14 protein-coding genes are annotated in these 15367 nt (G+C 47.4%); 6 read left to right on the top strand and 8 right to left on the bottom strand.

Going from position 1 to position 15367, the window contains the following annotated elements; genetic code table 11:
- Window positions 1–73: 73 nt before the first annotated feature.
- Both ACFI32_RS09540 and ACFI32_RS09535 read right to left on the bottom strand, forming a co-directional pair.
- Window positions 74–568 carry a hypothetical protein gene (locus ACFI32_RS09540; RefSeq protein ID WP_462626341.1) on the bottom strand — a complete coding sequence of 165 codons (495 nt, stop codon included), beginning with the start codon at window positions 566–568 and terminating at the stop codon, window positions 74–76.
- 263 nt (window positions 569–831) lie between these two features.
- Entirely contained in the window at window positions 832–2031 is a 1200-nt protein-coding gene (locus ACFI32_RS09535; RefSeq protein ID WP_462626408.1) for a hemolysin family protein, read from the bottom strand.
- 471 nt (window positions 2032–2502) lie between these two features.
- Here ACFI32_RS09535 and yajC point away from each other — a divergent pair, with 471 nt between their 5' ends.
- The 6 genes from yajC to ACFI32_RS09505 all read left to right on the top strand — a co-directional run bounded on the left by yajC (window position 2503) and on the right by ACFI32_RS09505 (window position 9151).
- Window positions 2503–2781, top strand: a complete 279-nt coding sequence (gene yajC, locus ACFI32_RS09530; protein WP_462626339.1) for a preprotein translocase subunit YajC — start codon at window positions 2503–2505, stop codon at window positions 2779–2781.
- Between the two features lie 315 nt (window positions 2782–3096).
- Entirely contained in the window at window positions 3097–4974 is a 1878-nt protein-coding gene (secD, locus tag ACFI32_RS09525; protein WP_462626337.1) for a protein translocase subunit SecD, read from the top strand.
- A 10-nt stretch (window positions 4975–4984) separates the two neighbouring features.
- On the top strand, window positions 4985–6223 hold the full coding sequence (gene secF, locus ACFI32_RS09520) for a protein translocase subunit SecF (protein ID WP_462626335.1): 1239 nt from the start codon (window positions 4985–4987) through the stop codon (window positions 6221–6223).
- 234 nt (window positions 6224–6457) lie between these two features.
- Window positions 6458–7852 carry an MATE family efflux transporter gene (locus ACFI32_RS09515; protein ID WP_462626333.1) on the top strand — a complete coding sequence of 465 codons (1395 nt, stop codon included), beginning with the start codon at window positions 6458–6460 and terminating at the stop codon, window positions 7850–7852.
- 227 nt (window positions 7853–8079) lie between these two features.
- Window positions 8080–8802 (top strand): AzlC family ABC transporter permease, encoded by a 723-nt coding sequence (locus ACFI32_RS09510; RefSeq protein WP_462626332.1) that lies wholly within the window; start codon window positions 8080–8082, stop codon window positions 8800–8802.
- A complete protein-coding gene (locus tag ACFI32_RS09505; protein WP_462626330.1) occupies window positions 8792–9151 on the top strand; it encodes an AzlD domain-containing protein in 360 nt (119 codons plus the stop codon). The genes ACFI32_RS09510 and ACFI32_RS09505 overlap by 11 nt, the downstream gene beginning before the upstream one ends.
- 80 nt (window positions 9152–9231) lie before the next feature.
- Here ACFI32_RS09505 and purF read toward each other — a convergent pair whose 3' ends face one another.
- The 6 genes from purF to gspL form a co-directional block, all read right to left on the bottom strand.
- Entirely contained in the window at window positions 9232–10767 is a 1536-nt protein-coding gene (purF, locus tag ACFI32_RS09500) for an amidophosphoribosyltransferase (protein ID WP_462626328.1), read from the bottom strand.
- 211 nt (window positions 10768–10978) lie between these two features.
- Window positions 10979–11476 carry a CvpA family protein gene (locus ACFI32_RS09495; protein WP_462626327.1) on the bottom strand — a complete coding sequence of 166 codons (498 nt, stop codon included), beginning with the start codon at window positions 11474–11476 and terminating at the stop codon, window positions 10979–10981.
- Between the two features lie 52 nt (window positions 11477–11528).
- Window positions 11529–12572: a quinone-dependent dihydroorotate dehydrogenase gene (locus ACFI32_RS09490; RefSeq protein WP_462626325.1), complete on the bottom strand. Its 1044-nt coding sequence runs from the start codon at window positions 12570–12572 to the stop codon at window positions 11529–11531.
- A 137-nt stretch (window positions 12573–12709) separates the two neighbouring features.
- The gene (locus tag ACFI32_RS09485) at window positions 12710–13123 is read right to left on the bottom strand and encodes a DUF4870 family protein (protein ID WP_462626323.1); all 414 of its coding nucleotides are present in this window, start codon (window positions 13121–13123) and stop codon (window positions 12710–12712) included.
- Between the two features lie 225 nt (window positions 13124–13348).
- Window positions 13349–13894, bottom strand: coding sequence for a type II secretion system protein GspM (gene gspM / locus ACFI32_RS09480; protein ID WP_462626321.1), 546 nt, complete (start codon window positions 13892–13894; stop codon window positions 13349–13351).
- A gap of 24 nt (window positions 13895–13918) precedes the next feature.
- Window positions 13919–15199, bottom strand: a complete 1281-nt coding sequence (gene gspL / locus ACFI32_RS09475; RefSeq protein ID WP_462626320.1) for a type II secretion system protein GspL — start codon at window positions 15197–15199, stop codon at window positions 13919–13921.
- Window positions 15200–15367 lie beyond the last annotated feature (168 nt).

Raw genomic sequence — 15367 nt, 5'->3', positions numbered from 1 at the left:
GTTTCTATCTGATATGGCTAACAGGCGCTTAAGATCAGTCGGCCTGAGTCAGCGCTGGTTAATCAAGCGTTGACTAATCAATAGTAACTTGGGATACGGCGCGCAACAATACCGCGTTGCCTGTCGCTAGTGTCAAGGTGACTCGCGATGAGGTAACAAACGACACATTTTTGCCATCTTTGACCCAGCGTTCAACCGTATTTACATTGGCCTTGGCTTGTGAGCCTGAAGTGACGACATTATCGACGCTAATATTGTACTGATAGTCTGAAGTCTGGTTCCAGCTTCTTTGTAACAGTTTAAGATAACCATCTTTATCAAGACTGGTCGATTTGCCTTTTCTGGATAAAGAAATCAGCGCCTCATCAGACACCAATGCCGAGACTTTATTGATGTCTTGGCTGTTAGCTGCCGACTTCATGGCATCGGCGTAGTTTTGTACCAAGTCTTCAGTCATTGACGCCGCTTGCGCACTCACAGAGACGGCACTGACAGCCGCTACTAACGCACCTGCGGTAGCACCTTTTAATACCAGTGCCAATAACCTTTTATTACAAATACGTTTCATAATTATCCTTAACGTGGATTTTAAACACCCATTCTACGCTGTGTTGTTATTGTCTTTGCTCATTTGCCTTTGTCGGGCAAATGACTGTTACTTAGCGCGTTATCCGTATTGATGCGATACCGATAATAACGCAGCAACATCAGCCTATCTACCCTAGCGTAGCATTAAATACTCACAGTCATGTAACGCCATGTGTCATTATTGCATGTGCTTTTATTACAGCATCGCCGTGATAGCCACATTCCTGTCACATCACGCCAGTATTAGGTTTTTGGCTCTACTTGGTCATCATAATGCTCATCGTCATCAAGACGCATGCCCAAACGCTCAACCCGCTTATCCATCATCTGCCGCGCTAGCGCCTGCATGTCCTCTACGCGGTCGATTTCGTCGACAATTTCAAGACCCAGCAGGGTTTCAAACACGTCTTCTAACGTGACCAGACCCTTAACCTCACCGTACTCACCAACCGCAATGGCAATATGAATCCGATTTTTGAGCATCAAATCGAGCAAATCGAACAACTTCATTTTTGAGAACACAAAACTGATCTCACGTTGAAACTGAGTGAGCGGCTTATGCATGGCATGATTGACTTTTGCCAGCAGCATGTCCGTCTTGAGAACGAAGCCGGTGATGTTATCAAGATCACCATCATAAATAGGCAAGCGCGAAAACGTCAATCTTGGACGATCGACCAAGAGTTCAGAGACGGTTTTGGTTTGCTCAAAGGCAAGCATCACCGAGCGCGGAGTCATGATATCTTCAACCTTGATAGCGCCAAATGCCAAAAGGTTGCGAATGATACGCGACTCTAGCGGATCAATCTGCCCCGCCTCTTCACCAATACTTGCCAGCGCTGCAAATTCGCGGCGACTAAAGACATCCGTTTCTTTACCACGCACCAAAAACTTGGTCAAACGCTCAGATAACCAAATAAGCGGGTATAAAATCACAATCACAAAACGCACAAAATAGGCCACGGGCCCACTGAGCTGACGCCAATATACCGTACCTAATGTTTTGGGGATGATCTCAGAAAACGTCAAAATACCAAGGGTCATTAAAGCAGAAAATAAGCCAAACCATGCACTACCAAATACAATGGTTGCCTGCGCCCCTGCGCCAATAGAACCTAACGTGTTGGCAATGGTATTTAAGGTCAAAATAGCGGCCAAAGATTGATCAACGCTGTCTTGCTTTAAACGCTTGAGCATCTTGGCTTTTTTGGGGTTGGTCTCTTGCACATCAGCAATATAAGAGGGGGTCATGCTGAGGAGCACAGACTCTGCCATTGAGCAGATAAAGGATAAGCCAATCGCCATACTGACAAAACCAATCAGCATCAACACATTGGCAGTGGTGGCTTCGGGGGTATCAGCCGCCCAAGCCGTATAAGGAGCAAATAAAAACAGCAGCGCCGTTAGTCGCCCAGCCTTATTCATGCGCAAAAACGCGGACATCGTCGGGGGAGGTTTGGTAGATGCTGCCTTACGATAAGCGCGCGGACGAGATAAGCGAGAAGCAAGCAAAAAAGTCGGTAACAAGTCAGGTAACCTAATTAAAATAATTAAAAAAAGAGAATGAGAGAATCACTACAGGCGACCATATAGGATGATACATATGACCGTCTGATATTATCATTGATATGAGTATTTAACAACAAGATGCAGTGCCCCACCAGCGCGATTATCCGGACAAATAATCGCCTGATGATGCTGGTAATATCTGTGTCTGATTGCCTTTATATTCAAGTACTTCTTATAAAATTGAGTATTCATTGAATCCTGACACAGTTGTACCCATCTATCTGCTAATAGCAGCGCATGATAAGAAAAATATGGCACACCTAGGATTAACAGTTACCAAGTGTGGGATTTTTTGTTACTATGCGTCTAATTTTATTTTTACCTATCATATATTGAGAGAGAGATATGGAACAGTTCGGTCAACTCCTATTACCAGTTGCCTTCTTTGCCGTTTTTTACTTTTTGGTTATTCGTCCTCAATCAAAGCGTACCAAAGAGCACCGTGCTATGGTCAACTCATTGAAAGTTGGCAATGAAGTCATTTTTGCTGGTGGCTTGATGGGCCGTATTGAAAGAATCGAAGGCGACTATGCCGTCATCAGTCTCAATAAAAACAATGATATCAAAATCCAGCGCGCGGCTGTTATTTCAGTATTGCCCGCTGGCACGATCGAAAGCGTATAATTGTCAGTACGTTTGCGCCCAAAGCTTATGGCCTTAAGCGCAACGTAGAACGCGTCTTTATCTGCGTCATATCGATAACTGTGCCAAATCAAATGACCGTTATCCATTTGCGGTCATTTTTTGCATTGAGCTTATGACAAACTGCACTATCTAAGTGCCCTATCTCCACCCCTTGTCATCGTTTTATGACGGATCAGTTTTACGCGCGATTATCATAGCGGATGCTCACAGTAGCGACTGATTGCAAGCGCTAACTTCTCATCTGCCAATCTGTGGCCTGCGTTGCCAGTATTTTATCAACTTTAAGAAGTGATTATGCAATATCCCGCTTGGAAATACTTACTCATCGCTGTCGTGCTGATCATCGCTGGTCTGTATGCTGCGCCCAATCTCTATCCTGATGAACCTGCGGTACAGATTACGAGTTCCGCTGCTGGTACTCAGTTGTCTGAAGGTATCTTGACGCAGTCTCAAGATCTGCTTGATGACGCCGGAGTCAACTATCATGACGGTACGTTTGAGGGCAACAGTGCACTGGTTCGCCTTGATAACTCAGTCGAACAGCTAAAAGCGCAGTCTGTACTGCGTAAAAACTTGGGCGACGACTATGTGGTGGCGCTCAACCTTGCCCAGACCACCCCGCAATGGTTGCGCGATATTGGTGCCAAACCTATGAAATTGGGCTTGGACTTACGTGGCGGCGTGCGCTTTGTACTAGAAGTCGATATGAACAAGGCACTTGAGCAGCGTCTAAACAGTGCCAGCCGCGATGTACGCCGTGAATTGCGCAGCGAAAAAGTAGCGGTCAAAGGTATCAAAACAGAAACACAAGGCATTGTGCTACATTTTGCCGATACTGATAGCCGTAACCGCGCGCAAAACATTTTGCAGGGCTCAATGGGTACAAGGTTTGACTTGCAATCATCGATTGATGATCAAGGTCCAGCGCTTATCCTAAGCTACAACGATGCCACGCTTGATGAGCTCAACAGTTATGCAGTCAACCAAAACTTGACCACCCTACGTAACCGCATTAATGAGCTTGGCGTTGCTGAAGCCTTGGTGCAATCACAAGGCGCAAACCGCATCGTCGTTGAGCTACCCGGCGTACAAGATACTGCTGAAGCCAAGCGGGTACTTGGCCGTACGGCCAATCTTGAATTTCGCATGGTCGCAGAGGAAAGCGAAGATTACATGGGCGGCATTCCACCTGCAGGTACAGAAGCCTTCCCATTCAAATCTCTAGATGGTCAACCTGTGCTGCTCGAACGCCAAGCGATCGTGACGGGTGATAAAGTCACCAATGCTCAGACCAGCCTTGATGAAAGTGGCCGTCCTGAGGTCAACATCACGCTAGACAGTGCTGGCGGCAAGCTGATGCAAAACGCCACGCGTACTGCAGTCGGCCAGCAAATGGCAGTATTGTTTATTGAAAACAAGCAAAAAATCACCTATGAAGAAGATCCTGAGACAGGCGAGACTAAAGAGATCCGCACACCGTATGCAGAAACTAAAGTCATCAACCGCGCTAATATTCAAGCGGTGCTAGGCTCATCGTTCCGCATTACTGGTCTTGATAGTAATGCAGAATCGGCTGAGCTGGCGCTGCTGCTTCGCTCAGGCGCACTGGCAGCACCGATGTATTTTGTTGAAGAGCGCACTATTGGTCCATCACTCGGTCAAGAAAATATCGATAAAGGCTTATTTTCAACCCAAGTGGGTTACTTACTCGTCTTCATTTTTATGATCATTTTTTATCGTCTGTTTGGTTTGGTGGCCAACATTGCCCTAGCCATCAACGTGATCATCATGGTATCAATCATGTCGATCCTCGGCTCATCACTGACCCTGCCAGGTATCGCGGGTATTGTACTGACCATTGGTATGGCAGTTGATGCCAACGTGCTGATTTTTGAGCGGATACGTGAAGAGCTGGCAAACGACGTACGACCCAAGTCTGCGATTGTTGCTGGTTTTGATCGCGCCTTTAGTAGTATCTTTGACGCCAATATCACCACGTTATTGGTTGCGTTTATCCTGTTTGCAATTGGTACAGGCCCAATCAAAGGCTTTGCCATTACCTTGGCCATTGGTATCGTCAGCTCATTGTTTACCGCCATTTTGGTGACGCGCGCGCTGGTACAAATAGCGTACGGTAAGCGTAAATCTATCAAACGTTTGAGCATCGGCTAGGAGAAAAAACATGGCGATTGAACAAAACAATCCCCCAGAGCAGCAAAATACGCCTGATCGTAACGGCTCAGGTGGCGGTTCAGACGGCAATAACAGACGCCGTGGTCGTGGTAAACCACGTCGTAACGGCAAAGGTAGCAACAGCCAAGCCAATAATAACGCGGCCAAGCGTGCGCGCCAGCAAGATAGCGATCAAGTCCCAGCCACACAGACTCCGCAAGTGGCCACAGGCAGTGACGAGTCGTTCGATCATGCTGATGATGTCGCTGCTAAAGCGGAGGGCGGCATCAAGGCTATTGGCAATCAACGTATTATCCCATTTATGAAAATAGAAAAACCAATGGGGTTGCTATCTATTTTCCTTATCATTGGCAGCATCATTGCGATCGCCGTTAATGGTCTCAACTTAGGGCTTGATTTTACTGGTGGCGTCTCAGCGGATGTTACCTATGAGCAGCCTGTCGAGCAAACCGAAGTGGTCAGTGCCTTGGCTAAAAGTGGCTTTGATGATGCCGTGGTGCAGTATCTGGGTACCAACCAAGACATGCTGGTTCGTCTGCCACCGCAGTCAGATAACGTTGACGGGCTAAACGACTCACTCGACAAAGCCCTTGATCTGCCAAATAACAACGCAGACATCAGCAACGTCAATATCATTGGTAGCCAAGTTGGTAATGAGGTTTACCTCAACTCAGTGATGGCACTAGCACTGGCATTAACGTGTATGCTGGGCTATGTGGCGCTGCGCTTCCAGTTCAAACTTGCTTTGGGCGCTGTGGTCGCACTGTTCCATGACACCATTGTCACCGTCGGTGTGTTCGCGCTATTTGGTTTTCCTTTTGACTTAACGGTGTTAGCCGCGATCTTGGCCTTGATTGGTTATTCATTGAACGATACCATCGTGGTTTATGACCGCATTCGTGAAAACTTCCGCCGTGTACGTGGTATCAGCCCACGCCAGACGATTGATTTGTCACTCACAGAAACCCTACGCCGTACCATTATGACCATCTCAACGGTCTTACTGGTGGTACTCGCCATGTTGTTCTTAGGCGGCGATGGTCTATACTGGTTCTCTGTGGCACTGTTTATTGGTTTGCTTGCCGGTACGTATTCATCAGTGTATATCGCAAGCTCTATCCCGCTCAGCATGGGTTTATCACGCGATGACTTTGTGGTGAAGGTCAAGCCTGAATTTGAAGAAGAAATTGTTACTTTCAATGACCCTAAGATGTATGAGCAAGAATAACCTTTGACGGTTATCTATTGACAGGTCGCTGCTTTAGCATCGCCATACGCACAGTATCGACCGTTAAGATTTCAACAAAAGCACTCAGCTATTGGGTGCTTTTGGTTTTTATGACTCCTATCTTTTTACTTTTGCTGATAATAGCGCCTATAACCTAACAATAGTGGTCTCAACTGACCAAACACATGATAGAGTAATGGGTCTTGTTTTTATTTGCCAGTTAAGCGATTTATTATGTCTGCTCCTGCCTCCACGTCTACCACCTCACCGATTGATACCCGTTATGCCCGCATCATTGCCATCGCAGTACCCGTGATTTTGGCCAATCTGGCCATGCCGTTACAAAGTCTCATTGATACGGCTATTGTTGGTAATATGAACGATGCGGCCAAACTTGCGGGTATGGGTCTTGCGATACAGCTGTTATCCTTGATACTGGTCAGCTTTAATTTTTTGCAGTATGCCTCTTCAGGTTTGTCCGCGCAGGCACTGGGCAAAATGAGCGAAGATGGTCAGATCACTACCGCCGCGCAGACGTTGTTGTCTATTTTGCAGCGTGCATTGTTGCTCGCCGCTGGTATTGGACTGGTCTTGCTACTGGCAAAGCCTTGGCTGATTGAGTTTGGTTTGCAAGCACTATCTGCCAACCCTGCCAGCAGTGTCGCTGCGCAGCGCTATTTGGACGTTCGTTTTTGGGGCGTGATTGCTGAGCTGATGAATTTCGCCTTTATAGGCTGGTTTGCAGGTCAAGGCAAGACTCGCTATATGCTTTATCAGCAAGGCTTTATCGCGGTCGTTAATATCATACTGACCTTGTTTTTTGTTTACGGCATGCAAATGGGTCTGGCGGGTGTGGCGCTCGGTACAACCATTGCTTTTTGGCTGGGTGTGGTCTTAGCATTGTGGCTTGGTCGTCAGCATTTGCAGCTCTCATGGGTCGCATTTTTTAGCACCGACGCTAAGCACTTTACTAAAGATAAAATGCTTAGGCTATTTTCTTTAAATAAAGACATTTTTATTCGCACGCTCATTTTGACCGTCAGTTTTGCTTGGATCACTCGCTTATCGGCACAAAGCGGTGACTTGGTACTGGCAGCCAATGCCATACTATTGCAGGTACTCAGTATTTCAGCTTTTGCGCTTGATGGGGTCGCCGTATCTGCTGAGACGCTCAGTGGCCAAGCCGCAGGCCGCCGCGATTGGATACGATTTCGCGTGATTATCAAGCGTACAGGTATCGTCAGTTATGCACTGGCCATCGCGCTGAGCCTCATTTGGTGGCTGGTGATGCCAATGTATTTGCAGTTGATGACCAATATCACTCCTGTTTTTGAATTGGCTTCGCGCTATCAAATCTACGCCATCTTACTGCCTTTGATTGGCGTGGGTGCATATTGGCTCGATGGAATCTTCTTTGGTCTGACTGCTGGACGGGTGATTCGCAATGCGGCGCTGATATTGGCGCTGATCTTTTTTCCACTCAGCTGGGTGCTGTATCAGCAGTGGGACATCACTGGCATTTGGCTGAGCGTATGGGCACTGTTATTGCTGCGCTTATTTATTTTGGCTGCCTTTTTGTACCGTGCACAAAAAACAGGGCTTTATGAACGCCTGCAACCGCAGCATTAGGGCGTATCCCTATTTTAAAAATGGTAATAAAAATGAGATAGGTCGCAGACAAACAAGGAAAATAGCGCAAACAATATCGAGATATTGATCAGCTATTTGACGCCATTTGGCACAGATTTAGCCATTTTTAGCCCATTTAGTGATACACGTTTGAAGTAGGGGCATACTCTGATCATCCCCCAACATAAGCATATAACTATTTATATCGTAAACATTCAGGATATACCGTGAACACTTACTCTAATGAGCAGACACAAACAAGCTCACACTGGGCCGAGGGCTTTAAAAAAAGCATTCCTGTCGCTATGGGCTACTTGCCCGCTGGTATCGCCTTTGGCGTGCTGGCACAAGTCGCTGGTGTACCCTTATGGGCGAGCATGATGTTAAGCATCGTACTCTATGCAGGCGCAGCGCAATATGCCTGCTTGCCCATGCTCAGTGCAGGCTTACCTATTGGTAGTATCGCCACCAACATCGCCGCCATTAACTTGCGCCATATCTTTTATGCGATGCCGCTGCTACAGTATCTGCCACAGCATAAAATCGCCCGCACCTACTGTTTATTTGCCTTAACTGATGAAACCTTTTCAGTGTTGACCAGTTTACCTACTCAAGCACGCCAAGCGCTGATATTGCCGATCAGTTTCTTTAACCAAAGCTGGTGGGTACTGGCAACCCTTGTTGGCGGGATGATTGGTACCGCGCTGAGCGATTTGGTGCCGCATTTGGATTTTGCCTTGATTTGTTTGTTTGCGATTTTGGCGTATGAGCAGTTCAATAGCATCAAGCGCTATTTTCCCATTGTTATCGCCTGCGTCTCTGTGGTGGTGGCATCTACGTTGACTACCAACTGGCTGCTACTGGTCGCGATTGCCATTTGTATGCTGCTGATCATGGCGCGCGGCTGGTGGCAAAGCGCACAAACAGCTGGAGGTACCCATGGACAGTAGTTATTTGATTATCGCCACGTTTGCCATGGCTGCCGTGACTTTTGTGACCCGCGCCTCACCTGCCTTGATTCCAAGAGCTATTTTGGATAAGCCGTGGCTGCATCGCTTAAATGAGAGTCTGCCACTGTCAGTATTGACGCTACTGATCATCACCAGTTTGTCATATCAAGACTTATCTTTAGCCGTAGCGTGGCAAGACCCTGCCCTACATATACTGCTGGCGCAGTGCGGGGCTTTGGTATTGGTGTTATTGATTTATCATATCAGTCGTCAGTTACTGATCAGTATGGTGGCTGGCATTGCGGCGATTAACGGCTTGCTCTGGCTATTACCGCAAATCCTTAACTGATTCTGTGACATACCTAAAAAGACCAGACTCATAAGCGAGTCTGGCCTTTTGTAAATGCTGTCTTTGTTTGTGCTTAAACGCTACGCTTCATCGACGCCAACCATATCAACTGGTGTGTCAGACACCACTTGTACGCCTTTTTTACCAGTCTTGGCCGTATCATTGCGCTGCTCTTGCAACTGATCCAGATACGCTTCGTTGATCTGCCCAGTGATGTAGCAGCCATTGAATACGGCGCAATCAAAGCCTTCAACGCGGCTGTGCTTGGTGTCTTTAACGGCTTCTACCAAGTCATCTAGGTCTTGGAAAATCAAGCGATCAGCGCCGATGATTTCACGTACTTCTTCCACGCTATGGCCTGAAGCGATCAGCTCGGTGCGTACTGGCATGTCAATGCCATAAACGTTCGGGTATTTGACCGGTGGCGACGCGCTGGCGAAAAATACTTTTTTCGCGCCTGCATCACGTGCCATTTGGATGATTTCATGGCATGTGGTACCACGAACAATAGAATCATCCACCAGCAAAACATTTTTGCCTTTGAACTCTAATGGTACGGCGCTTAGCTTTTGACGTACCGATTTTTTGCGCTGCTGCTGACCCGGCATGATGAAGGTACGACCGATATAACGGTTTTTCATAAACCCTTCACGGTATTTGACATTCATTTTTAGTGCCAATTCCATCGCTGAGGTACGCGACGTGTCTGGAATTGGAATAACGACATCAATATCGTGATCCTCGCCCCACTCTGCGAGAATTTTGTCAGCCAGCTTTTCACCCATGCGCAGGCGTGATTTATAAACTGAGATGTTGTCCATAATAGAATCTGGACGTGCAAAATACACATATTCAAACATGCACGGCGTGTATTCTTTTGGCTCAACACACTGGTAAGTATGCAGCTTATGATCAAGATCGATAAAAATGGCTTCGCCTGGTTTGACATCACGCACGATGCTAAAACCTGAACCCGTCAAAGCAACTGACTCTGAGGCGACCATATATTCGGTGCCGCCATTTTCTGACATGCGCTTACCAAAGATCAGCGGGCGAATACCGTTTGGATCTCGAAACGCCAATAGACCATGACCTGTGATCAAGGCCACCACGCCATAAGCGCCTTCGACACGCTGATATACCGCAGATACCGCTTGGAAGATATCGCTCGCCGTTGGGTGCGTTTTATTGAGGTTTTGCATCTCATGCGCCAGCACATTGAGCAATACTTCTGAATCTGAATCGGTGTTTAGGTGACGGCGGTCTTCTTGGTATAGCGATTTGGCCAAGCTTTCAGCATTGGTCAAGTTACCATTATGGGCAAGCGTGATGCCGTAAGGAGAGTTGACATAAAATGGCTGCGCTTCAGCACTGCTTGACGTACCTGCTGTCGGATAACGGACGTGACCGATACCAAATTTACCGACCAATCTGAGCATGTGACGAGTCATAAACACATCACGTACCATGCCGTTTTCTTTACGTAGGTATAAGCGTCCATCTTGTAAGGTCACAATACCTGCCGCATCTTGACCGCGATGTTGTAACATGGTTAAGGCATCATAAAGAATTTGGTTGACTGGCTCATGAGCTGCAACCCCAACGACTCCACACATAGCTATGTCCTATTTTAGACCATACATTAGTAATACAACGGCTGCCTATCATAAGCCAACTGCGCATCATGATTGACAACCTGACAACTTCGCTTGCTAACACGAATCTTTGATGATAATAAAAATATGCGATTGTAAAGATAAAGATACTGCTTTGACAACCCATAAAACAGTTTTGCTTAAATAGTGCTGCTGACTGTTCTATCAAGGGCTATGATTGATTTATTTGCTCCCAAGCAACGCCTAACATGTCGGATGCCAAGGTTTTTGCCATCGGTGCGTATGGTAATAGCTCAGGCGCTAGCACAGACGTTTGCCATTGCGGCAGTTGCACCAATAACGGCGCGCTCACACTGAGTATCACCAGTACCATCAACACGTTTTTGGCCGCACCCAACACGCCGCCAGCCAGCTTATCTACTGCGCCCAGCTTTAAGGTTTTGAGCACGCCTGCAAACACTGCGGCGACGATATGCATAAGAGCCAGCACCACGACCACGACCAGCAAAAACGCCAGCGCCATCTGCAGCACCGAGTTTTGAACGATACCCGCCAATTGCGGAGCAATATCTCCAGCCAACTGAGTGGCAGCAATCAAGGCAATAAACCAGCCCATCAGGCCGACCGCGGTTTTGATCAAGCCAACTTGAAAGCCGCGCCACAAACCAATCAAGACCACAGCAGCGATAACCATATCCAGACCACTCATACTTGGCGCTCCGCTATCGATTGCAAAAAGGCACACTTATCAGTGAATAGGATCATTCAAGCTGACCGTCTAAAGCATCATAATAACCGCCAATGGCTTGAATACAAGACTGCACCAGTCCAGGCCCGCGATAAATCAGCCCTGTATACAACTGCACCATGTCTGCCCCTGCTTTGATTTTTTTCACCGCTTTAGCGCCACTATCAATACCACCCACTCCGATCAAAGTGACTTTGTCCTCTAACTGGTCTGAGAACTGCTGCAAAATTTGGGTACTGATGTGACTGACTGGACGACCTGACAGACCACCTGTTTGCTGGCCGTCTTCTAAGTCTTCAACACCAACGCGGCTTAAGGTGGTATTGGTCGCAATAAGGCCATCAATTTCAAAATCAAGCAGTTGCTTAGCGATGTAATCGACTTGTACTGGCTCTAAATCGGGGGCGACTTTAAGCACCAAGGGTACGTAAAATCCATATTCAGTCGCAAGCTGACTATGACGGTTTTTAATCGCAGCCAAAAGCTGGGTTAAGGCATCGCCGCTTTGCAGATCACGCAGGTTTTTGGTGTTGGGTGAGGAGATGTTTACTGTGATATAAGAAGCATGCGGATACACGCGCTCTAGGCAATAGACATAGTCGTCTGCAGCGTTTTCGACAGGCGTGGCTGCATTTTTGCCAATATTGATACCGATATTGCCTTTGTATTTGCAGCGCTGAACATTGTCGATCAGATAATCTACGCCGTGGTTGTTAAACCCCATGCGATTGATGATAGCATCAGCTTGCTTGAGTCGAAACAATCGCGGTTTGTCATTGCCCACTTGCGGCTTAGGGGTCACTGTGCCCACTTCGATAAAACCAAAACCAAGCTCGGCAAGCGCGTCAATATATTCACCATTTTTGTCCAAACCCGCTGCTAAGCCTACAGGGTTAGCAAATTGTAGCCCCATGCAGTCGGTTGGCTGCATCGACTGACCGTATACCAAGCCCAAAGCATGAGCCTTATTCGCCTTGTCCAATAAGGACAGCGTCATATCATGAGCGTGCTCAGGGTCCATCTTAAATAAAAAAGGTCGAAGTAAGGCGTAGGACATAATGACGATAAACCCTGATGAGAAAAAAGCGTGAATAAATTAAAGCGCTGCGATTATATCAGCTTAACAGAAAGAAGACCAAAGTTTCATACACAGGATCAGATGGCGACCGATCAGCGCTAACTTTGATTTGCTCATTACGGCACTGGTCGCTGATCAGCAAGGGCAATCCAACCGCGGATGATACGGTACAAATGCCATATAAAGGTAAACACCATAATCATCATACCCAAACCAGCCAGCAATACCGAACCGATGGCTAAGTTACCACTGTCTGCAAATATACTGATACCCAAACCGCCAAAAGCAAACGCCAACAGTATACCGCCAATTGCGAACAGTACGATACCATACCAAAAGGTCTTAATCTGCCAATCAAAATGAGTGGCGAGCCATGTATTATGAGCATCACCGCGCTTGGCGTAGTTCATAATAATCGGTACGATCCACAGTAAGCCTGCAGTAAAATAACTGACCACATAGAGCAGATAAGTGACATGATTATAAGTCATTAAACCGCGATCTCGGGTTTGTAGCTGTCTGTCTGTCATGCGCTCGTGTTACTCCTATACGTTTGTGCTCATTCATACCATGATGTATGGTGAATCTTGTGTCTTACTTTGTTTACTTTTTTATGGTAACGCTAAAGAGGTTTTTCAAGCGTATGCTTTTATGGCCTGTTTGGTATCAAGACACCAAGGTTAGTCGCCAACTTGTCTATCGTGTTACGGCATTGCGTATAAATGACGATGATGGGGTGATAAACAACTCCCTCATCACCTGCTGACGGTGGCTCGTACTTGCATGGCTTTGGTGAGTGCCTCTTGCTGCATGGATAATTGCGTGAACTGCCAACCTTGCGCCTCAAGTTTGCCCAAAGCAGCGCTGGCGATTGCCTGACTATTATGAGTAAAGCTCAACTGTACCGCATTACCCGTTGCAATCACTTGCGCATTGGTAACCCCTGCACTGCTCAGTGTGTTATTGACGCGGGTAGCAGGCGGCGGTGCATTGCCATCTTGGGCAGCACTGAGCGCATTACTGTCCATATTACCTGCCTGCGCGCGCAACCAAAAATAATCGGCCACTTGCTCTTGATAGTCGGCCTCGCTGGCTTTAGCCGCTTGGTGCACGCTATAGCCTCCATAACCACCCACCAATACCAACAAAAATACCATCAATATCACCAGTGCCAGCTGATCTCTGGATGGGAGGGATTGCCAACGCGACCATAGTTGCTGCTGCGAGACGCTGACCTTGGCCGATAAGCTATCGACCGCATCAGGACTGATCATTTTGCTGCGGCGCTGTAATATCTTCATCATTTATCCTTGATAACCATCAGATTAAGACGCTGCTGGCGCTGCTTGGGTAGCGCTATCAGTAGCCACATTGACGCTGATCTGCCCGCTAAACTGACCTGCATCATCACTGTTGACTCGCTCTAGGCTGGCGCTAAGGCCTTGGGCGCTAAGCGTACTGGCAAATTGATCCAAACTGCCACGATCAGGCGCAATCAAAGTAAATCTAAGTGCCGATGGCTCGATAGTGAGTGCTTGCGCTTTGAGCGTAGATTGTTTGATCAAAGGAGATATCTTTGCCAAAGCCGCCATATGCGGGCTGGCATTTTGACTGTCCACCCGCAATTTTGGCTGTAGCTGTACTTGCAGTTTGGTGCGCAAGCTTAGCGGCTCATTTGGAAACCATGACTCATATTGGGCGGCAATGGCGCTTTGGGTGGCAGTAGCGGCTTGCTCGTAGCGATAGACTTGCAGCGCGTCAGTGGCCATCTGTAGTACTAATGCTGAAAGCGCAACCATCATCGCCACACGCAAATAAGGCGACAACTGCGAGTCCGTGGTTTTGGTAAAAAAATTGAGGGCGTGCCGCTCAGGTGTATGAACGGGGGTTGGCGTTGCAGACATCATGGTCAAGGTTATCTGACGCGCCGCCAGCATAGCCGTCATGTCATCATTCATACCATTAGTAGTCGCATTATCTGCCAGCGCAGCAAGTGGAGCGGCAGCGGCTATGTCCATCATGTTGTCTATAGACAGGTCGATAGCCGGTAACTTGCCGATTTCAGTCAGTTGTGGCAGGCGCTCAAGTATCAGTGGCAAGTAACTGACAGCCAGACCTTGCTGCTCAGATTGTCTGATCAGCATGGTCTGGTCATCTTGATATAAGGTCACTTGCTGATCGGCACCCTCATTTTCAATTGGGCTGGGCAACAGTAAAAAATCAGGCAAAAAGGCTTGCACGCTCAGTCCTGCCAGCTGTGCGCTTTGTTGCCACGCGTCAATATCCGCTTGAGCCAAAGCATATAGGTGATGCGTATTGCCCTGTCCAACTTGGCGCACCAACAGCTGATCAGCAGGCGCGATAGACAGCTCTTCAAATAAATATTGCTTACCGCTGCTGCCCAGCTGCTTGAGCTGAGTAGCACTTAAGCCACTGGTGACTTGCAGCAAATGGCTACTTGGGAAATATAAGCACACGCTCTTTTTTCCATGAATGCCATAAATATCCTGTAGCTGCTGCCAGCTATCGACCGCTTGCCACTGCTTTGTATCCGTGTGCCACACAGCTAATGGGCTGTGCTGTGAGCGTAACCAAACGTATAACACCAAACGCGTCCTTATGACTTATGCCGATTGTCTATGGCCAAATATGAAAAGGGTACTGATGATCACAACCACCAATACCTATGTCTATACCATGTCTGTGGTTTGCCTGCATACTATCATGCTTATCTCTAACTGGGTCAGTTATCCCATCAAGGCAAGGAGAAATAT

The sequence above is a fragment of the Psychrobacter sp. PSi21 genome, from assembly GCF_054960615.1.
The sequence above is the reverse complement of the archived record's forward strand: the minus strand, read 5'-3'. Positions and strand labels throughout refer to the sequence as shown.

Bases quoted from the DNA above. Each gene is read 5' to 3' on its own strand.
- ACFI32_RS09540 (WP_462626341.1), bottom strand. From the start codon at position 568: ATGAAACGTATTTGTAATAAAAGGTTATTGGCACTGGTATTAAAAGGT.
- ACFI32_RS09535 (WP_462626408.1), bottom strand. From the start codon at position 2,031: ATGTCCGCGTTTTTGCGCATGAATAAGGCTGGGCGACTAACGGCGCTG.
- yajC (WP_462626339.1), top strand. From the start codon at position 2,503: ATGGAACAGTTCGGTCAACTCCTATTACCAGTTGCCTTCTTTGCCGTT.
- secD (WP_462626337.1), top strand. From the start codon at position 3,097: ATGCAATATCCCGCTTGGAAATACTTACTCATCGCTGTCGTGCTGATC.
- secF (WP_462626335.1), top strand. From the start codon at position 4,985: ATGGCGATTGAACAAAACAATCCCCCAGAGCAGCAAAATACGCCTGAT.
- ACFI32_RS09515 (WP_462626333.1), top strand. From the start codon at position 6,458: ATGTCTGCTCCTGCCTCCACGTCTACCACCTCACCGATTGATACCCGT.
- ACFI32_RS09505 (WP_462626330.1), top strand. From the start codon at position 8,792: ATGGACAGTAGTTATTTGATTATCGCCACGTTTGCCATGGCTGCCGTG.
- purF (WP_462626328.1), bottom strand. From the start codon at position 10,767: ATGTGTGGAGTCGTTGGGGTTGCAGCTCATGAGCCAGTCAACCAAATT.
- ACFI32_RS09495 (WP_462626327.1), bottom strand. From the start codon at position 11,476: ATGAGTGGTCTGGATATGGTTATCGCTGCTGTGGTCTTGATTGGTTTG.
- ACFI32_RS09490 (WP_462626325.1), bottom strand. From the start codon at position 12,572: ATGTCCTACGCCTTACTTCGACCTTTTTTATTTAAGATGGACCCTGAG.
- ACFI32_RS09485 (WP_462626323.1), bottom strand. From the start codon at position 13,123: ATGACAGACAGACAGCTACAAACCCGAGATCGCGGTTTAATGACTTAT.
- gspM (WP_462626321.1), bottom strand. From the start codon at position 13,894: ATGAAGATATTACAGCGCCGCAGCAAAATGATCAGTCCTGATGCGGTC.